Source organism: Flavobacterium rhizophilum (genome assembly GCF_046000485.1).
GTDB classification, from domain to species: Bacteria; Bacteroidota; Bacteroidia; order Flavobacteriales; family Flavobacteriaceae; genus Flavobacterium; species Flavobacterium rhizophilum.
In genome coordinates, this window is the sequence record NZ_JBELQB010000012.1 from 55,471 (window position 1) to 81,160 (window position 25,690).

A 25,690-nucleotide genomic window follows, 5' to 3' on the forward strand; every position below is an offset into this window, starting at 1 on the left:
CTTTTCAGACGCAAAATTAAAACAAATAGCAGTATCAAAAAATTTAAAAAAATACTTATTCGTACTATAATAGGAATAATCCTGTTTTTGTTACTGCTCGCCATTGCGTTATCGCTTCCTTTTGTACAAACACAAATAGGCCGCATTGCTACTAACAGCCTTAATAAACAGTTTGGAACCCATATTACTGTAGATAAGATTGCCATAACTATTTTTGGTAGTGTTAAGCTTAAGGGGGTACTTATTATGGATCACCATAATGATACGCTTATATCGGCAAACAGGTTACAAACTAATCTCCTTAGCTTTAAAAATGTAGCTAATAGCAGGCTTGAATTTGGAGAAATAAAAGCCGATGCCCTTAATGTGCACATGAAAACCTACAAGGGGGAAGACAGTTCAAGCCTTGATGTTTTTGTAAAATCGTTTGATAATGGAAAACCGGGATCGGGTAAATTCAGGCTTAAATCAGGTAAGGTGTATGTTGAAAACGGCAGATTCCGTCTCACCAACGAAAACACCAATACTCCAAAAGCACTCGATTTTAAAAAACTTAGCGGAGAACTAAAAGACTTCTATATTAAGGGGAGTGATATATCGGCAGATATTCAAAAGTTATCGTTACTGGACCACAGGGGGCTTTTTGTGAAGAACCTAAAGGCACAGTTCTCGTATACCTTAACCAATATAAAACTAAAAGAACTGGAGCTTGTAACGGCAGAGTCGGCCTTAAAAGGCGATGTGACCCTGACCTACACCCGGGAGAAAATGCGCGACTTCCTTAATCAGGTAGAGTTTGACTTTAAGGTAGACAGGGCAAATGTATCGTCTAACGAGCTTAATTATTTTTATGATGAGTTTGGCGAGAATCAAAAGTTCTATCTGTCAACCACACTAAAAGGTCCGCTTAACAACTTTATATTATACAACCTAAAGCTGCTGGATGCACAGCAGTCGGAAATTATAGGTACGGTAAACTTCAGGAATCTGTTTGATAAAACGGGACCGGGGTTTTATATGAATGGTGATTTTGACCGAATCACATCAAACTATCTTCACCTTAGGGATATAATGCCTAGAATATTGGGTAAGAGTTTGCCTCCGGTACTGGAAAACCTTGGTATGGTTAACCTAACAGGTAATGTGGTGCTTACCAAAACCGATCTTACTACTAACCTGTATATGGGTAGTGAACTGGGAGAAGCAACCACAAACCTTTCTATCAAAGATTTTAATAACCCCGATATTGCTACTTATACAGGTACTATTGATACCGACAGACTGAACCTGGGGAGACTGTTTGATCAAAAAGGATTAAAAAGCACTACAGCTCATTTAGAAGTAGAGGGTAGGGGTTTTAATAAGCAATCCCTTAATACCATTGTTAAGGGAGATATTAAACAAATGGTGTTTAACGGCTATAACTACAAAAAAGTAGATATAAATGGCCGTATGAAATGGCCATACTTTAAAGGGATAGTAAACAGTAATGATGAAAATTTACGCATGTCGTTTAACGGACTTGTAGACATGAGTAAAAAAACGAAGGAGTATGATTTCCATGCCATTGTTGATTATGCCGACTTAGCTTTGCTTAAACTGGTTAAAAACGATACTATTTCCATATTTAAAGGAGATTTTAACTTTATGGCAAAAGGTAATAATCTTGACGATCTTGCCGGTAAGTTAGAAGTAACCCAGCTATCATACCAAAACAGCTATGGTAATTACTTTTTTGAAGATTTTGAGGTAGAGTCGGTTTTTGATGAAGATGCTGTAAGGACAATTACTATTAATTCACCTGATATTATTGAAGGTAGGATAAGAGGTAAATTTTATACAAAGGAAATACCTGATTTGGTAGAAAATGCATTGGGTAGCCTTTATGCCAACTATTCGCCAAATAAAATTAAACCGGGACAGTTTTTAAATTTCCATTTTAATATTTACGATAAGATTGTAGGCATACTGTTGCCGGGAGTTTCCATTAGTAAGGATACACATTTAAAGGGAAGAATAAATGGAGATGAAGGTATATTTAAACTTGATTTTGATTCGCCAAACATTGAGGCGTTTAAAAACGTTTTCTATAATATTAACCTGGATGTAGATAACAGGAATCCGCTTTACAATGCTTATGTAAACGTGGATAGCATGAGAGTGAAGAGATATAAAATTTCTGATTTTGAACTTATTAATATTACTCAAAACGATACACTACAGGTAAGAACCGAATTTAAAGGCGGTAATAAAAATCAGGATTTCTTTAACCTTAACCTGTATCACACTATTGATGAGGAAAACAGATCAGTAGTAGGTTTAAAGAAATCAGAGGTGAATTTTAAAGAGTACATGTGGTATCTTAATGAAGATGATAAACGAGACAATAAACTTGTATTCAATAAAAAGCTGACCGATTTCACTATTGATAAAATTGCTTTATCACACAAAAATCAAAAAGTAGAGCTTGCAGGGGTTATAAAGGACTCTACTTATAAAGATTTAAAATTAAGTTTTAAGGATGTAGATCTGCATAAGGTAACGCCAAGTATTGACAGCCTTGATTTTGGTGGTAAGCTTAACGGGCAGGTGAGCTTTAAACAGAAGAAAAACTTATACGAGCCGTCGGCAAAAATAAATATAGATACACTGTCTCTAAACAAACACAAGCTGGGAGACCTTAGTCTTGATGTTGTAGGTAACGAATCGTTAAGGCAGTTTAAGGTTAACACCTCTATAGTTAAAGATTATAAGGAAACTTTCTTTACCGTAGGTACACTGGATGTTGTTGAAGGGCAAACACAAATGGATCTTGATGCAACGTTTAGTGATTTTGATTTAGAACCGCTTGAGATATTCCTTAAATCCATATTTCCTGATATTAGGGGACAGGCATCGGGTAGGGCTACCATTGCAGGTCCGGCAAAAGAACCAAAGATAGATGGTAGGCTGTATGTGAAAAACGGAGGGATTAAAGTTGGCTATCTTAATACCGATTATAATTTTGAACAGAATGCCGTAGTAGATGTTACCGAGCATACCCTATACTTTAGGGATATGGAGTTAACAGATACTAAATTTAATACCAAAGCTATACTTAGAGGGCACATAAATCATACTTATTTTAAAGACTGGAAGCTGGCTCTCGATTTGCAGGCGCTTGATAATGTATTGGTACTTGACACCGAAGATAGTGAAGGAACGCTGTTTTACGGTCGTGCCTTTATTAGTGGTAAGGCAAGTATTAGTGGACCCACAAATGCGTTGGTGATTAAAGCTAACGCTAAATCAGAAAAAGGGACAAACATTAAGATACCTATAACCAATGCAACCGAATCATCTGATGGAGATGTTGCTTATATACATTATTACAGTCCGGAAGAGAAAAATAACCTTAACAACGGTTCCTATGTAAAAACCAAGACCTTTAACGGTATCGAGATGGATTTTGATTTTGATGTTACCCCCGATGCTACCATTGATATTATTATTGATAAGGATAGCGGACACAGTCTTTCGGCGCAGGGGTACGGTACATTACTGCTTAAAATCAATACGCTTGGTAAATTTGATATGAACGGAGATTTCTCTGTAACTAAAGGTAAATACTTCTTTAAGTACGGAGGGATATTTGATAAAACCTTTACCGCAAGGCCGGGAGGTACCATTGTTTGGGATGGTGACCCTACCAGGGCACGTATTAATATAGAGGCTGTATATACAACATGGGCAAACCCATCGGTACTATTAGAGAATCCGGCATATAACCGTAAAATCCAAATCAATGTGGTTACCCTGCTTACGGGTAATATAATGAATTTTGACCCAGAGTTTAATATAGAATTCCCTAATGTAAACTCTGTAATGAAAGCCGATCTTGATTACAGGTTAAGTGACCCTAATAACAGAAAAACACAGGCATTAGGATTACTAACCACAGGAAGCTTTATTAGTCCGAGTAGTGTAAATGCTTATGGTGCATTAACCGAAACAGCCAGTGGTATGTTTAGTAACCTTTTTAAGGAGGATAACAGTAAAATTAATGTAGACTTTAGGTATAACGGAGCCGAACGTAACCCGTATGCTGATACGTATTCTACACTTGGATTAACCCTTAACAGCCAGATAAACGACAGGATTACCATTAATGGTCAGTTGGGTGTGCCTGTAGGAGGGGTAAACGAATCGGTAATTGCAGGTAATGTTGAGGTACAGTTACGCCTTAATGACGATGGTAGCCTTAAAGCCCGTGTATTTAACAGGGAAAACGATATTAACTTCCTAGGGGAAGGTATAGGTTATACCCAAGGGGTAGGTATAAGTTATTCGGTAGGGTTTAATACGTTTAGTGAATTATGGAAAAAGATATTTAGCCCTCAGGTAAAAAAATCGGGCGACGATAATAATTCTAATGACATACCAGATTCAGAAATGAGTCCTGAATATATTCAGTTCATTAACGACAGGGATAAGAATAAGAAAAAAACGAATGTAGAAGAAAAAGAGCCTGAAAGGGTACCTGATCCCTATGGTATGTAATTTTTCTTCCATAAAATTTTATATTTCGTAAAAAGCGGATGATTTTTTAGAATTATCCGCTTTTTTCATTTTCGTAATGTTGAAATCTAAAAAAACTTATTAACGAAAACGATTGAAATCTTGCGTATTTAATAATATAATATATATTATAGTGAAATAATGGTATGAAATTGTTAGTTTTACAATTAAATACTAAAAAATGTCTACTAATATTAAAAAAATAGGTGTGCTTACATCGGGTGGTGATTCACCAGGAATGAATGCCGCCATCAGAGCCGTTGTTAGGGCGTGCGCATATCATAATATAGAATGTACCGGTATTTACCGAGGTTACCAGGGAATGATTGAAGGAGATTTTAAAGAAATGGGTGCCCGTAGTGTAAATAACATTATTAATAAAGGAGGGACTATCCTTAAATCGGCAAGGTCTAAAGAGTTTATGACTCCTGAAGGCCGTAAAAAAGCTCACGAAAATCTAGTAAATAATAATATTGATGCTCTTGTAGTTATAGGTGGTAACGGTAGTTTTACCGGAGGACTTATTTTTAACGACGAGTATAACTTCCCTGTAATAGGTATACCGGGTACCATTGATAACGATATTTATGGTACAAGCCACACTCTTGGTTATGATACCGCACTTAACACCGTTGTAGAAGCGATTGATAAAATCAGGGATACAGCGAGTTCTCACAACAGGCTTTTCTTTGTTGAGGTTATGGGGCGTGACGCAGGTCACATTGCCCTTAACGCAGGTATTGGTGCAGGTGCCGAGGAAATACTTATTCCGGAAGAAGATATGGGGCTTGACAGGCTATTGGATTCTTTAAGGAAAAGTAAGGCATCGGGTAAATCTTCAAGCCTTGTAATAGTGGCAGAGGGAGATAAGATTGGTAAAAACGTATTTGAACTTAAAGATTACGTTGAGGAAAATATGCCTGAGTACGATGTTCGTGTATCTATACTGGGGCACATGCAGCGCGGTGGTTCGCCATCATGCTTTGACAGGGTACTGGCGAGCAGGTTAGGTGTAAAAGCTGTAGAAACGCTGCTTGAAGGCAAATCAAATTATATGGTAGGCCTTATTAAAGATGAGATTGAACTTACACCGCTGGATATGGCTGTTAAAGGTAAATCTCATATTGATAAAGAATTAATTAAAGTATCGGATATTGTTTCGATATAATTAATAATAAGTGTATCTATAAACAACAAAAAAACAATTTAATTAAAAATGGCAACAGTAAAATTAGGAATTAATGGTTTCGGAAGGATCGGCCGCATCGTCTTTCGTGAAACTATTAACCGCGATAATGTTGAAGTAGTAGCTATAAACGATCTTCTTGATGTTGATCACTTAGCATATCTTTTAAAATATGATTCAGTTCACGGTAACTTTAAAGGAACAGTTGAAGTTAAAGACGGTAACCTTTATGTGAACGGTAAACACATACGTGTAACTGCAGAGAAAGATCCTTCTACTCTTAAATGGAATGAAGCCGGTGTTGATGTAGTTGCAGAATGTACAGGTATATTTACCACATTAGAGAAAGCTCAGGCTCACCTTGACGGTGGTGCTAAAAAGGTAGTTATCTCGGCTCCGTCTGCAGATGCTCCTATGTTTGTAATGGGTGTTAACCACGATAAAGTAACAGCTAACGATAAGATAGTTTCAAACGCATCTTGTACTACTAACTGTTTAGCTCCTCTTGCTAAAGTAATGAACGATAACTTTGGTATTGAAGAAGGATTAATGACAACTATTCACGCTACTACAGCTACTCAGCTTACTGTAGATGGTCCTTCAAAAAAAGACTTCCGTGGTGGTAGAGCTGCTTTACTTAACATTATCCCTGCAAGTACAGGTGCTGCTAAGGCAGTAGGTAAGGTAATACCGGAACTTAACGGGAAACTTACAGGTATGTCTATGCGTGTTCCAACTGCAGACGTATCGGTAGTTGACCTTACAGTTAAACTTAAAAAAGAAACTACTTACGAAGAAATTATGAGTGTACTTAAAAACGCTTCAGAAACTGACCTTAAAGGTATACTTGGTTTCACTGAAGATGATGTAGTTTCTCAGGATTTCATTGGTGATTCAAGAACAAGCATTGTAGATGCTAAAGCCGGTATTGGTCTTAACTCTACTTTCTTTAAGCTTGTATCATGGTATGATAACGAATATGGTTACTCAAGCAAGCTTATAGATCTTTCTGTACACGTTGCTTCGTTGTAATAACTTTTATATTATCCCGTCTTTTTAAGATAAAGACGGGATTTTTTTATTTTTACAAGCATAAACTTAACGCTATTTTAATATAAGGTACGCTGAGTACATAATAACAAAACTCAAACTTAACTCAAAACACACTTAATTTTTAAAGATGAAATTACTAGTAGACAGCGGTGCTACAAAAGCCGACTGGATTGCTCTTGATGATAATGGCAATCGGCTTTTTACAACGCAGACTTTAGGACTGAGTCCTGAGGTTATTGGTAAGGAAGAAGCCATACAAAGGCTTGAGGCCCGCTTTGATATTTCTAACAATCGTAAAGATGTAACTCATTTATATTTTTATGGTGCCGGTTGTGGTACAGACAGGATGAAAAAATTTATGACAGAGATATTTGTTGAATTTTTTCCAAATGCCGAAGTGTCTGTACAGGAAGATACTTATGCTGCTGCCTATGCAACAAATCCTTCAAAAGAAAAATCTATTGTTTGTATATTAGGTACAGGTTCTAACTGTAGTTACTTTGATGGTGAAGTACTTCATCAAAAAGTACAGTCTTTAGGTTATATCGCTATGGACGACTGTAGTGGTAACCGTTTTGGAAGGGATCTTATTCGTGCTTATTATTTTAATAAAATGCCGGAAAACCTAGCAAAACTGTTCGCTTCAGAATATAACCTTGATCCGGATGTAATTAAGCATAACCTGTACAAGGAGCCAAATCCAAATGCTTACCTTGCTACTTTTGCTAAGTTTTTAATTCAACATAAGGATGATAGTTTCATAAAAGGGATTATTTTTGAAGCAATGCAAACTTTCGTAGATTGCTATATCACTCAGTATGACAATGCACATGAAGTGCCTGTACACTTTGTTGGTTCGATTGCATTTTACCTGAAAACCGAACTTGGTGAGGTATTATCTAAAAACGGACTTAAACTTGGTAATGTATTGAGAAGACCTATAGATGGTCTTATTGAATACCATAAGTTAAACTAACAATATATACTCTATACTATGGAAATTGCTATTATTGCTCACGACGGTATGAAAGCCGAAATGGTACAGTTTTTAAACAAGAATAAACCTCTTTTGGATAAAGAGCATATACAACTTGTTTCAACAGGTACTACGGGCAGTAAGGCAGAAAAAGCCGGGTTTAAAGTAAATAAGATGCTTTCGGGACCACTGGGCGGCGACGCTCAAATTGCCGCCAGGGTAGCCGAAGGGAAAACACAAATGGTTTTCTTTTTTAAAGATCCGCTTGCGAGTCATGCTCACGAAGCGGATATAAATATGCTTATACGTGTGTGTGATGTGCACAATGTGCCGCTTGCAACAAATTCTGCCACGGCAGAACTACTTTTACAGGCTATTTCACAGCAATCATAGAAATTTCTACGTTAACATTTTTTGGAAGGCATGCTACCTGAACAGTTTCTCTGGCAGGTGCCGTTTTTTCGTCAAAATAAGTGCTGTATACGCCGTTTATTTTTCCGAAGTTATTCATATCACTAATAAAGATAGTAGACTTAACCACGTCGCTAAAAGTCATGTCAGCCGCTTCAAGAACCGCTTTCATGTTCTCCATTACCTGTTTGGTTTCAGTTTCAATATCATCAAGTACCAGTTCTCCGTTTGCAGGGTTAATGGCAATTTGTCCTGATGTGTAAAGTGTATCGCCGCTTAGTACAGCCTGATTGTAAGGTCCTATAGGAGCAGGTGCCTTATCTGTAAAAATTATTTTTTTCATACTATATGGTAATGCTAAATCTGCTTTTCAGATTTAAGGTTTTTGCAGTAAAGTTAATTATTATAAAAACTTAATTAGTTACCTACGGTTCTGTCTGGTACCTGGCGTTTATCCCATTTAATATCGCTAAGTACTGATGACTTAATACCGATAAAGAAACTCCAGTATTTATTGTATCCGTTAGGGACCCAGTTAAAGTCCATACGCCAGCTGGAAAGATCGCGTTCAAATCGAAGCTGAGTAAATGTTATACCGTTGTTTACAAAGTCGTAACCGGTAGAAAAGCCCATTTTCCATTTAGGAGTAATATCTATATTACCCGATACCATTAGGGAATTACCCGTAATTTCCTTTTGTCTCCTGCTGTTATTGTAATTAAGTGAATAGGCAAGTCTTAAATCAAAAGGGATAACGGCATTAAAAAATGTTCCCCCGGCTTTATCGGGTTTATCTTCTTCGTCTTCACTAAACATACTTTGTCTCTGGTCGCCCATATCGGTACCTGTACCAAAAAGGTCATCCTCACGACCACCGTTACGTGCTGTTTGATTATCAGAGTTCTTTTTAGAGCCCGAATCACCACGGCTTGTAAACGAATATCCTAATGTAAGGTTAGCATTTGTTAACCTAAAAAGACTACCACCATTGTTAATATTGTAAGTATCTATTCTGGTTCCGCTATTGTCTAAGGCATAAGGATCCAGAGAGGCACCAAAGTTCACGTTAAGTTTTTGATTAAATAGCGCTGTACCACCGGTTATTCTTAAAGGTGACCATGCAAGAGAATCGGCAGCAATGTTATAGTTTGTTGTGAAATTAAGGTTGTTAAGCAGCATTACTTTTTTAGGCTCGTCTGATGTTTCATCATCATTTCGCATTTTAGCTTCAAAGGTATTATTAACACCAAGTCCTATACTGTTTGAGGTGTTTCTGCCCGGAGCACCAAAAAGACCACCCTCAAAACGGCTGTAATATTTTTCGTAATTTTCATTTTGTGTTGCATCAGTATTGTAAGTGTCATAATACTGATCGAAAGAAGGAGTATAGTTGTAAGATACCGATGGTCTTATTACGTGGCGTATTGCCTGTATTTTACCATCTGGGTTAAAGTTAAACGTACCATAAATAGTTGTACCTATACTTGAGGTAAAATTATAAGTTCTGTACGAATCAAAACCTTTAAGATCTGTCGTTTCTACTTTACCACTGGTAAAGTTATATTCTCTGTTAATGGTATTCAATACCCATGTTTCCTGAAAGTTTGTACCAGCAGAAACACTAAAATATTTAAACACCTTAAAGTTGGTACTTATAGGTATACTATGTTGTAAACCTGTTCTCATATCTTTAAACATTTGAGGTTTAAAGAAAAGGGAGTCGGTAGTGTTTACGCTGTTTTCACCTCTAAGGTTATATTGAAGGTTAATGTTTTTAATAAAGCCTTTTTTAGGTTCGTCTGCCGATGCAAACGGGAATATCCTGTCTACACTGGCTTGTAGTGTAGGAAGGCTCATTGTAATGGTTTCGGTATTGGTATTTTGAGAATGCCTTGCCGTTAGCGACATGTTTACCTGCGGTACGGTTTGGAACGTTTTAGAATAACTTATAGACGAACTCAGGGTATTGTTAAGACTCGAGCCAACGTTTACCGTATTTAACGACTGCCTGAAGTACTGGCTACTACCTAAGTTGACACTCGCAGAAAACCTAGAGTTTGGATTTGCTTTTGAGTCCTGACTGTGCGACCACTGTATATTGTATTGTCTTGCCCGAGAATAATCGGGGAAACCGCGTTCACTTTGCACAATATTTTCAAAACGCACATTTACATTACCCCTGAATTTATATCGTTTAGCGTAGTTTGACTGTCCTCTTAAACCGTAACTTCCGTTTGTATAGTAGTCACCCGTAACGGCTAAGTCCATATAATCGCTTATAGCAAAATAGTAACCACCGTTTTGTAAAAAGTATCCCTGATTGTTATTGTCTCCAAAAGTTGGTACTATAAAGCCGGATTCGGCTTCTTTTGTCATTGGGAAATAACCAAAAGGGAGTATAATGGGGGTAGGTACATCCTGAATCCACATTACTGTTGTCCCAACAACAACTTTTTTATTAGGAACTAGCTTAATTTTATCAGTTCTAAATTCATAATCCGGATTTTCTATGTCTTTAGAAGTGGTAAAATGGGCATTTTTTATGTAGTATGTGGAGTCGTTTTCCTTTTTTGTGATTTCGCCTTTAACCCTAAATTCACCCTGGTCTGTTCGGGTATTCCAAACACGTGCTTTTTTAGTAATTGTGTTAAAGTGTATAGAATCGGCTTCAATAACCTGACTGCCCTGTTTAAAGTAAGGGTATTGAGAATATGCTCCGGTAGAGTCTTTCATTCGTCCGGCAAAAACCTCATTGGTAACCTTATTGTACTTAATAACACCTGCTTTAAGCTGCATATCCTGATACTCAATTTCGGCATTATCATAAAGGGTACCTATATTGGTACGCATGTCGTACCCCTCATATTTTGAAGCTTTACGTTTAATAATGTCATTAATTGCGCCGTTTTTCTTATTAGTATCGTTTTCAACCGCTTTAACGGGCTCCTGTATTAATACTTTAAGAGTGTCATCAGGTTTAGGTTCAGCTATTTCGGTAGTTTCCTTATTTTCAGCAGGTATCTCTTTTCCTTCTTTACGAATTTCCTGTGCATGAGAATTCCAACTCATAACTGTTAGGAAAATTACTGATAAAACGATATGAAATAAGTTTGTGCGCAACGGTTTTAATGCTATTTTTGTAAAAATATGGCTTACTTTTTGAAGTGTCAAACATACAATAATTTTGCCAAAAAAAATTGCTAAATCTTATTATAAACCTAAGCTGAACAATAACAAGAAGATAATGAAAGGGGACATAAAAAAAATGCTTGGGCTATTTCTGTTTATAATGGTGTTTACAACCGGTTACGGACAGGGAAGCCAAAAATTTAAAGTTGTACTTGATGCAGGCCACGGGGGTAAAGACTATGGTGCCAGCTATGGTGGATATATAGAAAAAAATATTGTACTTGATGTCGCTTTGAAAGTAGGAAAAATACTGGAGAAAGAAAGTGATATAGAGGTTATATACACCCGTAAAACAGATGTATTTATAGAACTTAAGGATAGGCCGATGATTGCCAATAAGGCCGATGCAAACCTGTTTGTTTCTATTCACTGTAATGCCGAGGCTAAAAGGACAGCACACGGAGCTGAGACTTTTATTATGGGTTTAACCAAAAACGCTTCTAACCTTGAGGTGGCAAAAAAGGAGAATGCTGTGGTAGACCTGGAAGATAATAAAGAGGTGTATAAAAATTTTGACCCTAATAATCCCGAAACTCTTATTGCTATTAAGCTGATGCAGGAAGCATACAGGCAGGAAAGCTTTGAAGCTGCTGTTGCAGTACAACAGGGTTTTACAAGTGGTTTAAAGCGTAATGACAGGGGAGTTAAAGATGCTCCTTTTTGGGTGCTTCATGGTATAGCTATGCCGGGTATATTAATTGAAATGGGATTTATATCCTATAAATCAGAAGGGGCATATCTTAATTCTGATAAAGGAAAAAAAGATATGGCAGAATCTATTGCAAAAAGTATAATCAAATATAAAAAAGAACATTTTTCTTCAGGCGGTAGTTCGTTAGTAAAAACTGCTCCTAAAAGTAATGATAACGATAGTGTGAAAACCACTCCGCAACCAGCTAAAAATGGGGCTGTGTTTAAGGTCCAGATTTCTGCAAGCACTACAGATCTTGCTACTACACCATCTAACTTTAAAGGACTTAACAATATAAGTAAGCTTAAAGATGGTAAAATGGTACGCTATTATTATGGAGAGGTTTCCGATTATAATGAGGCTAAAAACCTGTTGAGTGAAGCTAAGGATAAGGGGTATAAAGATGCATTTTTAGTAGCCTTTAAGGATGGTAAAAAGATATCTGTTAGTGAAGCTTTAAAATAAAATTAGCATTAAAATTATTTATTTATCCTACATTTGTTTTTTATTAAAATAATCAGTTTTGAAAGTAACGAGAGAAGTTAAAACGGCAATATTAGTTATAGGTGCTGTTTTATTGTTTATTTGGGGCTTTAGCTTCTTAAACGGTAAGGATTTGTTTAATTCTTACAAAACATATTATGTTGTATATGATAATGTAGAAGATTTATCTCCTTCTGCACAGGTAACTATAAACGGCCTTGCTGTAGGTAAGGTGCATGGTATAACAATAGATAAAGAAACCGGTAAACTTAAAGTAGAAATGCAGGTAGATACTGATTTTCCTATTTCAAAAACCAGTCGTGCCGTTTTGTATTCACCAGGCTTAATTGCAGGGAGAAAAATTGCTATAGCGCCGGATATGAACAATCCTGTAGCTGCCGAAAACGGAGATTTTCTTACAGCAGGAGTAGAGCCGGGTACTATTGATATGGTAACCGAAAAACTGGGGCCGCTTCAAAGCAAGGTGGAGGCTACAGTGGTAAGTGCTGATAGTCTTTTAACAAGCATTAACCAGGTTATGGACCAAAAGACACAAAATAACCTAAGAATAGCTATTGCAGAGATGAGGCAGACTATGGAGCAGTTTAACGATGCTTCACACACGCTTAACGGGATGTTGTCTGAAAATAAGTCTAAAATCAATGGTACACTTACCAATATGGAAACGGCTTCGGCAAACTTCGCTAAAATTAGTGACACTATTAATAATGCAAACATAGGTGAGGCAGTAAGAAAACTGGAAAACTCACTTGATAATGTAGATAAAATGCTTGCCGATGTACAGGCAGGTAAAGGTACATTAGGTAAACTGATGAAAGATGAGGCCATGTATAATAACCTTACAGATGCCTCAAACGAACTTAAAGAGCTGCTTGCCGACTTTAAAAACAACCCGAAACGCTATGTGCATTTCTCAGTTTTCGGAAAGAAAGCAACGCCTTACAACGAAACAAAAGAATAAAGGAAATAAGGTATATATAACATAATCACCCTACAATAACATGAGCTATATAGACAATATACTTTTTGTACTTATACTTGCCGCAGGCTTTGGTTATTTTGCGCGTAATATAAAAAAACTGATCAGGAATATTAAACTGGGCAGGGATATAGATCGTACCGATAACCCTAAGGAACGCTGGGCTAACATGACAAGAATAGCCCTTGGGCAATCTAAAATGGTTAGAAGGCCGGTTGCCGGTATATTGCACATTATCGTTTATGTGGGGTTTGTTGTTATAAATATTGAACTTTTAGAAATTATTATAGACGGTATTTTTGGTACCCACAGGCTATTCTCATTTATGGGAGGCTTTTACAATATACTTATAGGATTTTTTGAGATACTGGCACTGGGTGTTATTGTTTCTGTTACAATATTCTATATCAGGAGAAACATAATTAAGCTATGGCGTTTTGCTCATGGTGACCTTAAAGGCTGGCCTAAAAGTGACGGTAATATTATCCTTTACTTTGAAACGGTACTAATGTTATTGTTCCTTACTATGAATGCTGCCGATTATCATTTGCAAATGGCAGGTGCCGAGCATTATATTGTTGCAGGTTCGTTCCCAATATCTCAGTTCATAGAGCCAATATTCAATGGAATGAGCCAAGGTACTGTAATGATTATCGAAAGAGCTGCATGGTGGATGCACATTACAGGTATTCTTATATTTATGAATTACCTTTATTTCTCTAAACACTTACATATACTATTAGCTTTCCCTAATACATTTTATGCCAACCTTAAACCTAAAGGGCAGTTTGATAACCTGGAATCGGTTACTAATGAGGTTAAGCTGATGATGGACCCTAATGCTGATCCGTTTGCTGCTCCTGCAGGGGATGCTGCCGAGGCTCCGGTTAAGTTTGGTGCGAGCGATGTACAGGATTTAAACTGGGTTCAGTTAATGAATGCCTATACCTGTACCGAGTGTGGTAGATGTACCTCTTCATGTCCTGCAAACCTTACAGGCAAGAAACTTTCGCCAAGAAAGATTATGATGGATACAAGAGACAGGGTAGAAGAAGTAGGTAAGAATATCGATGCTAATAACGGTACATTTATAGATGATGGTAAATCATTACTTAATGACTATATTACTCAGGAAGAACTTTGGGCTTGTACTAGCTGTAACGGTTGTGTTGAAGCCTGCCCTGTTAACATAGACCCTCTTTCTATTATCATGGATATGAGAAGGTATCTTGTAATGGAACAAAGCGCTGCGCCAACAGAGCTTAACAATATGATGACCAATGTGGAGAACAACGGTGCGCCATGGCAATACAGCCAGATGGATAGGTTAAACTGGAAAGACGAAGCATAATGAAAAAAGAAGAAATAGACAAAAATTTACTCCCGTTAACTATTAATGGAGAGCATTTGAGTCCGGTACTTCCTCCGGATATAAAAAACTATCTTATTGATATTGATGGTACTATTTGTGATGATATACCTAATGAAGAGCCTGAAAGAATGGCAACTGCCGAGGTGTATCCGGATGCTTTAGTTACCCTTAATAAATGGTATGATGAAGGACACGTGATTTTCTTTTTCACATCACGTACCGAAGAGCATCGTTCCGTAACCGAAGAATGGTTAAAAAAACACGGCTTTAAATACCACGGTATGCTAATGGGCAAACCAAGGGGAGGTAACTATCACTGGATAGATAACCACCTTGTTAAGGCTACACGTTACAGAGGAAAATTTACAGATTTAGTAGAAAAAGAAGTTACCATCCAGGTTTTTGATGATGGCAAACACGAATAAGATATGAGTCAGGAAAATTTAACAGTGCCAACAATGGCCGAAATGATGGCCCAGGGTAAACAACCCGAAGTTTTATTTTGGGTAGGTTGCTCAGGCAGCTTTGACGATAGGGCAAAAAAAATAACTAAAGCATTTGTTAAGATACTTAATCAGGCTAATGTTTCGTTTGCAGTATTAGGTACAGAAGAAAGCTGTACCGGAGATCCTGCAAAAAGAGCCGGTAACGAGTTTCTTTTCCAAATGCAGGCCATGATGAATATCGAGGTACTAAACGGTTATGAGGTTAAGAAAATTGTAACTGCTTGTCCGCACTGTTTTAATACGATTAAAAATGAATATCCCGGTTTAGGAGGTAAGTATGAAGTGGTTCACCATACCCAGTTTTTAAAGTCGCTTTTAGATGAAGGCAGACTTACAATTGAAGGTGGCCAGTTTAAGGGTAAGAAAATCACTTTTCATGACCCATGCTACCTGGGGAGGGCAAACAATGTATATGAAGCACCACGCGACCTTATAGAGAAGCTGGATGCCGAACTGGTTGAAATGAAACGTTCCCGTCGTAACGGGCTTTGCTGTGGTGCCGGTGGCGCACAGATGTTTAAAGAGCCTGAAAAGGGGAATAAGGATGTGAATGTTGAAAGGACAGAAGATGCCCTTGAAACTAACCCTGAGATTATTGCAGCGGGCTGTCCGTTTTGTAATACCATGTTAACCGACGGTGTTAAAGCGAAGAACAGGGAAGCGAATGTTCAAGTAATGGATGTGGCAGAACTAATTGCCAACGCGAAGGATTTATAAAAAATAATTATGTACGTTCCCTTTGATACACTACCTGAAGAATCCAGAGTTTGGATTTATCAGTCAAACAGGAAATTCTCTGACGAAGAGATTTCCGAAATAGATGAGGCATTAAAAGTTTTCATAGGCAACTGGGCAGCACACGGCTCAGGCCTGGAAGCTTCTTATCAGATAAAATACAACAGGTTTATTATTCTTGCTGTTAATCAGGATAATCAGTCGGCAACGGGCTGTTCTATTGATGCATCAGTGCATTTTATACAGGAGCTTGAAAAGAAGTACGATGTAGACTTGCTGGATAAAATGAATGTAACCTTTAAGCAGGGTGAGCATATTACTCACAAACCGCTTATAGAGTTCAGGAAAATGGCAAAAGCCAAGTCGGTTTCCGCTAATACCATCGTTTTTAATAATCTTGTGAATACCGTAGGAGAATGGCAGGATTATTGGGAGGTACCTGCAGGAGAGAGCTGGCACAGTCGTTTCTTTTAAAAAGGACTGATATTAGTATGTAAATCATCATTCTACGCCAGTATAGTGATGATTTTGTTATTTTAAAAAGCAGATATTTAATGAGGTTTTACACGATACTTTTTCTTCTTACTATAAAAGTTGCCTTTGCGCAGCACAATCCCGACTTTACCTATTATAAAACAGAAGCCGAACGAAAATGGGCCGACAGTGTTTATAATTCGCTGAGTTTTGAAGAAAGGGTAGGACAACTGTTTATGGTAGCCGCATATTCCAATAAGGATGAAACCCATGTGCAGGAAGTAGAAAAGCTTGTTAAGGATTATAAAGTAGGCGGACTCATATTTTTTCAGGGAGGTCCGGTTAGGCAGGCAAAGCTTACCAACCGCTATCAGGCATCAGCTAAAACACCTCTTTTTATAGGTATAGACGGAGAATGGGGATTGAGTATGAGGCTTGATTCTACTTACCGCTATCCGTGGAATATGACGCTTGGTGCTGTTCAGGATATGCGTCTTATTGAAAAAATGGGCGAGCAAATGGGGATGCAGTCCCGCAGAATGGGAATCCACTTCAATTTTGCTCCGGTGTTAGACATCAATGTAAATCCCGAAAACCCTATTATCGGTAACCGTTCTTTTGGAGAAGATAAGGAAAATGTAACCGAAAGGGCTCTTGCCCTTATGAAAGGCCTGCAGAGTCAGGGTGTGTATGCAACAGGGAAACACTTTCCGGGGCATGGCGATACAGCTTCTGATTCGCATTACTCATTACCATACCTTCCGTTCACCGAAGAACGTTTAAGAAACTTAGAGTTCTATCCGTATAAAAAACTGTTTAAAGAAGGGCTTGCCAGTATAATGGTGGCTCACCTTAATGTACCAAGTATTGAGGCTACCGAGAATTATCCAACATCACTATCTTATAATGTGATAACCAATATCGTGAAAAACGAAATGGGTTATGACGGACTTATATTTACCGATGCTCTTAATATGAAAGGCGCCAGTGATTACATGCAACCGGGCGAGATAGATCTTGAGGCTTTCTTAGCAGGTAATGATGTATTACTATTTGCAGAGAATGTACCACTTGCAATAGAAAAGTTTAAGGAAGCCTATGCTAACCGTGTACTAAGCGAGCAAAGGCTGGCTTATTCGGTTAAAAAGATATTAGCCTATAAATACAGGGCAGGGCTTAACAAATACAAGCCTATAGATTTGAATCATCTGTATTCAGATCTTAATGATTATGCTTACGACGATTTAAATTATCAGTTATACGAAAATGCGGTAACCGTATTTAAGAACGAAGATAATATATTACCTGTTCGCAGCCTTGAGAATGAAAAGATTGCTTACATCAAAATGGGTGATGCAGATAATGATGACTTTGTAGAGAAACTACAGGCTTATGCCGATGTCACTATTCTTGAAGAGGAATCATTACCGCTTTATAAGGAAAAACTAAAGGATATTACCAAGGTAATTATTGGTTTCCATAAAGCAGACGGTGCCTGGAAAAATCATAACTTTAAGCAGGAAGAACTGAACTGGATACAGGCTATAGCTAATGAAAGACCGGTTATACTTGCCGCATTTGTAAAGCCTTATGCGCTTATGCAAATAAAGGACTTCAGTAATATTAAGAGTGTGGTACTGGCTTATCAAAACAATACAATAGCTGAAACTGTGGCTGCCGAGGTTATTTTTGGTGCTGTGGGAGCTAAAGGGAAATTGCCTGTTTCTATAAACAGTATGTATAAGGTAAATACCGGGATTGATACCGAAACTGTACACAGGCTGGGCTTCACTACTCCGGGGAATGCCGGTATGGATGCTGCAAGGCTAACACAAATAGATCTTATAGCCCAAAAGGCGATAGATGGTAATATGGCACCGGGATTACAGGTGCTTGTTGCCCGTAACGGGAAAGTGGTGTACCAAAAATCATACGGTTATCATACTTATGAAAAGAATACCGCTGTTACTAATGCCGATACTTATGATGTGGCTTCGCTTACCAAAATACTATCAACATTACCACACGTAATGCAGTTGTATGATAAGGGTAAAATAAAAATGGATGCCAAACTGGGTGATATGCTTGCCGAGTTTAAAAACACCGATAAAAAGGATATTATACTAAAAGACATGCTACTACATCAGGCGCGTCTCCAGCCTTGGATGCCTTTTTATGTAGCAACGCTTGACAGTACTAATCATCCGTCACAAAAATATTACAGAGATGCCTATTCGCCGGAATTCCCGAATCAGGTGGCAGAGATGCTTTATCTTAGAAAAGATTACCCTGATACTATTGTGCAGCGAATAGCCGATAGTAAATTACTTACAGAAAAGAAATACCGCTATAGTGATTTTACTTTTATCCTGCTTAAAACCTACCTTGAAAGGCTTAACAAAAAAAGTCTTGCAGTGTTAAGTGAAGATGAATTTTACAAGCCATTAGGCGCGGCACATACTACATATAACCCACTGCGAAAATGGGATATGAGCCTTATTCCGCCTACTGAGATAGATAATTACTTCCGTTACCAAACCATACAAGGCTATGTACACGATATGGGGGCGGCAATGGAAGATGGTGTAGGCGGTCATGCCGGACTGTTTTCTAACAGCCTTGACGTTGCAAAGATTATGCAGATGTACCTTAACGGAGGAGAGTATGGCGGACACCGTTTCTTTTCTCAGGAAACTTTTGATACCTTTAATACCTGCTACGGTTGTGAGGAAGGTAATAGGAGAGGACTTGGTTTAGATAAACCTCAAATCGAGAATCCGGGACCTACGTGCGACTGTGTTTCAAAATCGAGTTTTGGACATACAGGCTTTACAGGAACCATGGCATGGGCCGATCCTGTAAACGGAGTGGTGTATGTTTTCCTGTCTAACAGAACGTACCCTGAGGCAAAGGAGAACAAACTCTCTAAAGAAAATATAAGGGAAGATATCCAGAAAATAATACAGGACGCAGTTATAAAATAGTCATAAACTATAAAAACCTAAGGATATGCAGTATAAAGCTGACAGTGTGGAAGAATACCTAAAAGCCATCCCTGAAGAGAGAAGGCTTGTAATGGAGAAACTTCGTGAGACTATTGTAAGCAATTTGCCTAAGGGTTTTCAGGAAGGTATTTCGTATGGTATGATAGGGTGGGTAGTGCCACATTCGATCTATGCACCGGGATATCATTGTGACCCTAAGCTGCCGTTACCTTTTATGAGTATTGCTTCCCAAAAAAACTTTGTGGCCTTGTACCACATGGGCGTATATGCTGATAAGAAGCTTTATGACTGGTTTGTGTTCGAATATCCCAAACATGTTAAAACCAAACTGGATATGGGGAAGAGTTGTATACGCTTCAAAAAGCCCGAAAACATTCCGTTTGAACTTATAGGAGAACTGGTTTCTAAAATGACACCACATCAGTGGATTGATTTATATGAAGCCAATTTAAAATCAAAATAATTTTTATTAGGGTAATTATTACGTTAATTTCTTTATAAAGACGGTTCCGACCGTTTTTTTTATTTAATTTCGTTACTCTTTATTTAGTTTAAATCTTATATGAAAATCGCTATAGTTTGTTATCCAACCTTTGGAGGTAGTGGAGTTGTCGCTACCGAACTTGGTTTGGAACTGGCACGCCGCGGTCACGAAATACACTTTATTACTTACAGTCAGCCCGTGCGCCTTGCCTTATTGAATCCTAACTTACATTATCACGAAGTACACGTTCCGGAATATCCTTTGTTCCATTATCAACCTTATGAACTGGCACTTTCCAGTAAACTGGTAGATATGGTAAAGCTTCACGGTATAGAACTACTGCACGTGCACTATGCCATACCACATGCTTATGCAGGGTATATGGCTAAAAAGATGCTAAAGGAACAGGGAATTAAAATCCCTATGGTAACCACACTTCACGGTACCGATATTACCCTTGTGGGTAACCACCCGTTCTATAAGCCGGCAGTAAGTTTCAGTATTAATCACAGTGATGTGGTAACATCAGTATCTCAGGCTTTAAAAGATGATACTTACAAACTGTTTGATATTAAAAGGGATATTGAGGTTATCCCTAACTTTATAGAGGTAGACAAGAAGAAACTGGAGGAAAACTCTCCGTGTCACCGTTCGATGATGGCTACCGAAAAACAAAAAATCATTACACACATCAGTAACTTCAGGAAGGTTAAGCGTATACCTGATGTAATAAGGATATTTAACGAAATACAAAAGGTAATGCCTGCCAAGCTGATGCTTGTGGGTGACGGACCTGAAAAAGAACCTGCAGAGAAGCTATGTGATGAATTAGGGCTTGCTGATAAAGTAATCTTTTTTGGTAATAGTAGTGAGATCAATGAAATTTTATGTTTTAGCGATTTGTTCCTTCTACCGTCTGAAACCGAGAGCTTCGGTCTTGCAGCACTTGAAGCTATGGCAAACGGGGTTCCGGTAATATCAAGTAATACGGGAGGTTTACCGGAGGTTAATAGGGAAGGCTATTCCGGCTATCTTGCCGATGTTGGTGATGTAGAGACTATGGCAAAAAGGGCAATCTCTATTTTGGAAGATGACGAGATATTGCTTAAATTTAAAAACAACGCCCTAAAAGTAGCTCAGGAGTTTGATATTCAGAATATCGTACCTTTATACGAAAGATTATATAAAAAAGCCTTAAAACACAAATAATGAAAAAACTAGCCAGCCTTTTTATCGTACTTTTGGTAGTAACCGGATGCCGAATTAACATTGTAAATAATATTAATGCTACAGGTATAGTGAGCTTTGAAATTCTACAACAATCTGCCTACGGTGGTAGGGAGCAGCGTTCTGATATGGTTATAACCAACCAGGATGATTTACAATCGTTATACAGTGAGCTGAACCTGGGGGATGCTCCTCATGTTGATTTTGATACGAATAACGTAGTAGCCCTGTTTTTGGGGCAAAAATCGTCAGGAGGTTACAGCATAGGTGTACGTAGTGTTATGGTTGAAGGGAATGTTGCTACTGTAAAAGTAAATATCAGTAAACCTGAACCGGGAGAAAACGTAACTATGGCACTTACTGCTCCATATAGTATAACGGTGATACCAAAAACCGAAAGAGTAATAATAGAAGAATAAATAAAAAAATCCCGGCACTACCGGGATTTTTTTATTTTTGGATAGCGGTTAAATCAGGATTCCATTTTATGGTATCAGGATTATAAGGCTCTCCGCTTTTTTTGTATTGTAATACTATATTTTCTTCCTCTGTAGTCCTGCGACAAAGAATAAATCGATTTCTATAGTCAGGATTGAAATTAAGGAATAACTTATCTATTGCAGGAGACTGAAAAGAATCCTTTTGTGAACCGATAAAAATATAGGTTTCTTCTTCATTTTTAATTGAATCCATAACTCTCGATTTTAAGAAAGTTTCGATATTATCGGTTACATCAATGATTCTTTCAGGTTGAAGCTGTATATATGGTGCAGGAAAAGGCCCTTCAGCCAATCCGGTGGCACAAATAACAGATATATATGATTCAAGTCTGTAATGGTAGTATATATTGTTAAGGGAGTCGATTATAAAATTATGATTGGAATAGAATTGATCATCATAAAAATAAGGTATTAATACAGGCTCAATACCGCCTGAATCTTTATCACGAAATTCTTTAAGTTTTACCAAGTACTCTCTTTCATTTTTTTCCTGTATAGCTTCGGTAGTGTAATAAGTAACATCTTTTTCATCAGTATGCTTTGCTTCCTTACAACTACCTAGAATAACAAACAATATGAATATTATTTTCTTCATCGCTTATGGTAGTATTGGCCAGTATTCTTCAAAGTAGATTTTAGTAGTATCCCATTCAATCAAATGTGGGTCGTATATAATTCCGGTTCGGTCTTGTGTTTTATACTTAAGTACAATGCTTTCTTCCTGAGTTAGGGGGCGAACAATCCACAAGGGCTTGTTTTTACTTGTAGTGATTTTGGTAAGTATGTTTGTAAGTAAAGGGGAATTAAAAGTACCGCTTGGAGTTGCAATGGCTAAAGTATTCAGTTGTTTTGTAATAGGGTCCATATCACCATTAACTATATTCAGCTCTATAAAATGGTCTATTATTTTACTGTCAACCCTTATTAAGTCATCGGGGAAAAGATTTATAAATGGTGTTTTACCCGGTTGGAAATCCACGCCTAAACAATCGTTGCTATAAGTAGGTGCTTTAGTATAGAAATAAACAGTATTAGTGCTGTCAATTATAAAGTTGCACCTACCATATAAATCATTAAAGCGTGGTCGGGTGGCATCATATTTTCCAATGGAATCAGCCATCCATTGTTTGTCGGTTATGGTATAGGTATCATTATTCACAGGAGCATTACCTTCCTTGCAGGATATAATGAGTAAAGCTCCTATGAACAATAGTTTTTTCATGTTTATTTTACTTTTAGCTCCACATATACCGGTAAGTGGTCTGACGGATATCTACAATTCTTAGAGTCGCTTAAAACGGCATATTTTACAACTTTTACCCCTTTTTGAGGTACAAATATGTAATCTATCCTGTTGGTTACTGGTTTATGGAATTCAAAGGCATTAAATGTACCATCAGGACCAAAAACCATTTTAGCTACTTTTTTTGAATCGTTAAGTATTGACGACATCAGCTTAATACTTTCGGTGTTTTCCTCCAGATTAAAATCACCGGTAACAGCAAAAGGAAGATTGTCGTTATTTACTTCCTTAATTTTATCGGTTATCATTTTAACGCTGTTTGTACGTGCAACATTGCCTACGTGGTCAAAATGGGTATTAAATATCCATATTTTCTGTTTGGTCTTGTTGTTTTCAAACAGTCCGTAAGTACAAACACGGTTATAGGCAGCATCCCATCCTTTAGATGGAATATTAGGAGTTTCAGATAGCCAGAAGGTATGATTTTCCAACATTTTGTATTTTGACTTGTTATAGAATATAGCCGAGAATTCACCTTTATTTTTACCATCGTCACGACCTACACCTATGTGGTCGTATTGAACCAGTGCGCTGTCCAGATACTGCATTTGGTGTGGTAGTGCTTCCTGCACACCCATAAAATCGGGCTCAAAAAAAAGTACCTGCCCTGCAAGCATGTCTTTACGGTTATCCCATCGGTTTTCTCCGTCACTTGCTACGTCAAGACGGATGTTGTAGCTCATTACTTTTACATCCTGAGCTTTTGCCACTACGGCAAACATGGCTAATGCCAAAGCAAAAATATTTCTCATTGTTATTGATTTACGGCTCTTAGGTAGCCGTGGGTTATTAATTCTTTAGGTTTATCTATAGGTATTATTTTACCGTCTTTTATCAATAGGTTCTTATCACTTATATCCAGTATATCATGGTAATAATGATCGGTTACAATTATGCCTTTTTCCTGTTTCAGTTCGGTAAGCAGTTCCTTTATTTTTTCTTTGTACAGAGGTTCTACCATAGAGAAAGGCTCATCGAGCATTAGGAACGGGTGGGGTAGGTGGCTAACTATTAACAGTTCCAGATAACGTAACTGCCCCATAGAAAGGCTACCTACTTTTTTATCTCTAAGATGATGAATCTCCGGCCTGTAAAACAGTTTATCCTGCAGTTTGCCGTTAGGTAATACTATTGGGATAATATCTTTTACGGTTTTATTTTTCGGAAGGAAAGGATCCTGTGGTAAATAGGCAATTTTTTGTTGTGGAATAATCTCGTTTGGTTTGCAGTAACTTCCGTTAATGCTAATAGAAATACTATCGGCTTTTTCACTCCCGAAAATGACTTTAAGGAGCGTAGATTTGCCACTGCCGTTTCTCCCGAAAATACCAATAACCTCTCCGGTATCACAACGCATATAAGTATTGTCCAGAACGGTTTTATTTCCAAAACGTTTAATAATTCCCGATACAGAAAGACTTTGTTTCACGATAATAGCAATAGCAAAATAAAAAGGGGCAGGGCTATGATAGCATTGATAACCAATGTCATTATCCCTAGCTTAAGTTTGGTAAACCCCAGATTATAGTATAAATAAAGTTCGTTTTTATAAAAATAGTAGTACCCGAAAAAGCCAAAAGCCATCCCGAAAGTACACAACATTAAAGGTAGCATGATTATATTATTAAAAGTCATACCCAGACTCACAATAAAGTTAATCAGATTTACCCTAAGGAAAAAAATCCAGTATGCCCTCATGGATTAGTCGCGTTTGTTACGGCTTACCAAAAGTTTGTCTATAATGCTTTTTGACATTGGGTCGGTGTCCTGTTCGTCACCTGTTACCAGTATACCTTTTATTCCGCTTTTAGATTCAATACCATATACGGTAGCTTCATCTCCGGGATTGCTATCGCCTTCGTAGTAATATATATGAGAGATTTCAAATTCTTCTGCTTCAAACTTATCGGTGTTGCAAACCAAGCAGTTTTCATGTAAGTTAAAATCTTCGGTAAATCCTTTTTCCCTTAGTTCTTCAATGGCTTTTAGTACGGTGGCATAGTGATATACAGGTTTCATAAAAGTAAAAATTATAGTTGGTTATCAAATTTAAGCTTAATCTCCCGATTATATATTACAAAAAGGTAAAAACACTTGTTAAGACAACCTTTTTGTAAACTTAAAATGGGTATCGGCAAAACCGTTATTTATATAAAAACGATGTGCTTCCGTCCTGCGTTTGTTAGAGGTTACCTCCAGTAGGTTGTATCCCTTTTCTTTAAGCAGACTTTCCATTGTTTCCAGCAAAAACCGTCCCACTTTATTGTTACGGTATTCCGGGGTAACATATAATTCCTGTATTTCAAAAACCATGCTAAGATGATGTAGCAGTAACTGACCGTGGCAACTGCAAAAGCCAATAACGTTTTGTACGGCATCTGTCACCACTATATAGATGTAATTTTTGTTTTCGAGATTTTCAAAATAATACTGTTCAAAAACACCATAATCAAAAACGGTATTCTCGAGTTCGTTTATAAAGCCGTAAATGGCTTTTACATCCTGTTTTGTGGCAAAACGTGTAGTCATATCACTAAT

The 25,690-nt window shown here is 37.6% G+C and carries 23 protein-coding genes; 15 read left to right on the forward strand and 8 right to left on the reverse strand.

The window, feature by feature from the left end:
* Window positions 1-87 precede the first annotated feature (87 nt).
* The 5 genes from ABS768_RS14635 to ABS768_RS14655 all read left to right on the forward strand — a co-directional run bounded on the left by ABS768_RS14635 (window position 88) and on the right by ABS768_RS14655 (window position 8,165).
* A complete protein-coding gene (locus ABS768_RS14635; RefSeq protein WP_408075688.1) occupies window positions 88-4,539 on the forward strand; it encodes a translocation/assembly module TamB domain-containing protein in 4,452 nt (1,483 codons plus the stop codon).
* Between the two features lie 199 nt (window positions 4,540-4,738).
* Window positions 4,739-5,725, forward strand: a complete 987-nt coding sequence (pfkA, locus tag ABS768_RS14640) for a 6-phosphofructokinase (protein WP_408075689.1) — start codon at window positions 4,739-4,741, stop codon at window positions 5,723-5,725.
* Between the two features lie 48 nt (window positions 5,726-5,773).
* Window positions 5,774-6,775, forward strand: coding sequence for a type I glyceraldehyde-3-phosphate dehydrogenase (gene gap, locus ABS768_RS14645; RefSeq protein WP_408075691.1), 1,002 nt, complete (start codon window positions 5,774-5,776; stop codon window positions 6,773-6,775).
* 148 nt (window positions 6,776-6,923) lie between these two features.
* Window positions 6,924-7,772: an N-acetylglucosamine kinase gene (locus ABS768_RS14650; protein ID WP_408075692.1), complete on the forward strand. Its 849-nt coding sequence runs from the start codon at window positions 6,924-6,926 to the stop codon at window positions 7,770-7,772.
* An 18-nt stretch (window positions 7,773-7,790) separates the two neighbouring features.
* Window positions 7,791-8,165, forward strand: a complete 375-nt coding sequence (locus ABS768_RS14655) for a methylglyoxal synthase (RefSeq protein ID WP_408075694.1) — start codon at window positions 7,791-7,793, stop codon at window positions 8,163-8,165.
* On the opposite strand, the gene ABS768_RS14660 is transcribed toward ABS768_RS14655, so the two are convergent.
* Window positions 8,146-8,526 (reverse strand): RidA family protein, encoded by a 381-nt coding sequence (locus tag ABS768_RS14660; protein ID WP_408075695.1) that lies wholly within the window; start codon window positions 8,524-8,526, stop codon window positions 8,146-8,148. The two genes, ABS768_RS14655 and ABS768_RS14660, sit on opposite strands and share 20 nt — an antisense overlap.
* A 74-nt stretch (window positions 8,527-8,600) precedes the next feature.
* The gene (locus tag ABS768_RS14665) at window positions 8,601-11,252 is read right to left on the reverse strand and encodes a putative LPS assembly protein LptD (protein ID WP_408075696.1); all 2,652 of its coding nucleotides are present in this window, start codon (window positions 11,250-11,252) and stop codon (window positions 8,601-8,603) included.
* A 175-nt stretch (window positions 11,253-11,427) separates the two neighbouring features.
* Between ABS768_RS14665 and ABS768_RS14670 the strand changes: the two genes are divergently transcribed.
* The 10 genes from ABS768_RS14670 (at window position 11,428) to ABS768_RS14715 (ending at window position 21,768) form a co-directional block, all read left to right on the forward strand.
* The gene (locus ABS768_RS14670) at window positions 11,428-12,528 is read left to right on the forward strand and encodes an N-acetylmuramoyl-L-alanine amidase family protein (RefSeq protein ID WP_408075698.1); all 1,101 of its coding nucleotides are present in this window, start codon (window positions 11,428-11,430) and stop codon (window positions 12,526-12,528) included.
* A gap of 58 nt (window positions 12,529-12,586) precedes the next feature.
* Window positions 12,587-13,528 (forward strand): MlaD family protein, encoded by a 942-nt coding sequence (locus tag ABS768_RS14675; protein WP_408075699.1) that lies wholly within the window; start codon window positions 12,587-12,589, stop codon window positions 13,526-13,528.
* Between the two features lie 40 nt (window positions 13,529-13,568).
* Window positions 13,569-14,897 carry a 4Fe-4S dicluster domain-containing protein gene (locus ABS768_RS14680; RefSeq protein WP_408075700.1) on the forward strand — a complete coding sequence of 443 codons (1,329 nt, stop codon included), beginning with the start codon at window positions 13,569-13,571 and terminating at the stop codon, window positions 14,895-14,897.
* Window positions 14,897-15,343, forward strand: a complete 447-nt coding sequence (locus ABS768_RS14685; RefSeq protein ID WP_408075702.1) for an LNS2 domain-containing protein — start codon at window positions 14,897-14,899, stop codon at window positions 15,341-15,343. The genes ABS768_RS14680 and ABS768_RS14685 overlap by 1 nt, the downstream gene beginning before the upstream one ends.
* A 3-nt stretch (window positions 15,344-15,346) precedes the next feature.
* Window positions 15,347-16,141: a (Fe-S)-binding protein gene (locus ABS768_RS14690; RefSeq protein WP_408075703.1), complete on the forward strand. Its 795-nt coding sequence runs from the start codon at window positions 15,347-15,349 to the stop codon at window positions 16,139-16,141.
* A gap of 9 nt (window positions 16,142-16,150) precedes the next feature.
* On the forward strand, window positions 16,151-16,633 hold the full coding sequence (locus ABS768_RS14695) for an ABC transporter ATPase (protein WP_408075704.1): 483 nt from the start codon (window positions 16,151-16,153) through the stop codon (window positions 16,631-16,633).
* Window positions 16,634-16,713: 80 nt separating this feature from the next.
* On the forward strand, window positions 16,714-19,617 hold the full coding sequence (locus tag ABS768_RS14700) for a glycoside hydrolase family 3 N-terminal domain-containing protein (protein ID WP_408075705.1): 2,904 nt from the start codon (window positions 16,714-16,716) through the stop codon (window positions 19,615-19,617).
* A gap of 25 nt (window positions 19,618-19,642) precedes the next feature.
* Window positions 19,643-20,101: a DUF1801 domain-containing protein gene (locus tag ABS768_RS14705; protein ID WP_408075707.1), complete on the forward strand. Its 459-nt coding sequence runs from the start codon at window positions 19,643-19,645 to the stop codon at window positions 20,099-20,101.
* Between the two features lie 99 nt (window positions 20,102-20,200).
* Window positions 20,201-21,331: an N-acetyl-alpha-D-glucosaminyl L-malate synthase BshA gene (gene bshA, locus ABS768_RS14710; protein ID WP_408075709.1), complete on the forward strand. Its 1,131-nt coding sequence runs from the start codon at window positions 20,201-20,203 to the stop codon at window positions 21,329-21,331.
* Window positions 21,331-21,768 (forward strand): protease complex subunit PrcB family protein, encoded by a 438-nt coding sequence (locus ABS768_RS14715; protein WP_408075710.1) that lies wholly within the window; start codon window positions 21,331-21,333, stop codon window positions 21,766-21,768. Before bshA ends, ABS768_RS14715 begins: the two co-directional genes overlap by 1 nt.
* Window positions 21,769-21,799: 31 nt before the next feature.
* Here ABS768_RS14715 and ABS768_RS14720 read toward each other — a convergent pair whose 3' ends face one another.
* The 6 genes from ABS768_RS14720 to ABS768_RS14745 all read right to left on the reverse strand — a co-directional run bounded on the left by ABS768_RS14720 (window position 21,800) and on the right by ABS768_RS14745 (window position 25,681).
* Window positions 21,800-22,444: a hypothetical protein gene (locus ABS768_RS14720; protein WP_408075712.1), complete on the reverse strand. Its 645-nt coding sequence runs from the start codon at window positions 22,442-22,444 to the stop codon at window positions 21,800-21,802.
* Between the two features lie 3 nt (window positions 22,445-22,447).
* Window positions 22,448-23,071 (reverse strand): hypothetical protein, encoded by a 624-nt coding sequence (locus tag ABS768_RS14725; RefSeq protein ID WP_408075713.1) that lies wholly within the window; start codon window positions 23,069-23,071, stop codon window positions 22,448-22,450.
* 2 nt (window positions 23,072-23,073) lie between these two features.
* The gene (locus tag ABS768_RS14730; RefSeq protein WP_408075714.1) at window positions 23,074-23,904 is read right to left on the reverse strand and encodes an endonuclease/exonuclease/phosphatase family protein; all 831 of its coding nucleotides are present in this window, start codon (window positions 23,902-23,904) and stop codon (window positions 23,074-23,076) included.
* Between the two features lie 2 nt (window positions 23,905-23,906).
* Entirely contained in the window at window positions 23,907-24,581 is a 675-nt protein-coding gene (locus tag ABS768_RS14735) for an ATP-binding cassette domain-containing protein (protein ID WP_408075715.1), read from the reverse strand.
* Window positions 24,582-24,853: 272 nt separating this feature from the next.
* Window positions 24,854-25,171 (reverse strand): hypothetical protein, encoded by a 318-nt coding sequence (locus tag ABS768_RS14740; protein ID WP_408075716.1) that lies wholly within the window; start codon window positions 25,169-25,171, stop codon window positions 24,854-24,856.
* 78 nt (window positions 25,172-25,249) lie between these two features.
* Window positions 25,250-25,681 (reverse strand): GNAT family N-acetyltransferase, encoded by a 432-nt coding sequence (locus ABS768_RS14745; RefSeq protein WP_408075717.1) that lies wholly within the window; start codon window positions 25,679-25,681, stop codon window positions 25,250-25,252.
* Window positions 25,682-25,690: the final 9 nt, after the last annotated feature.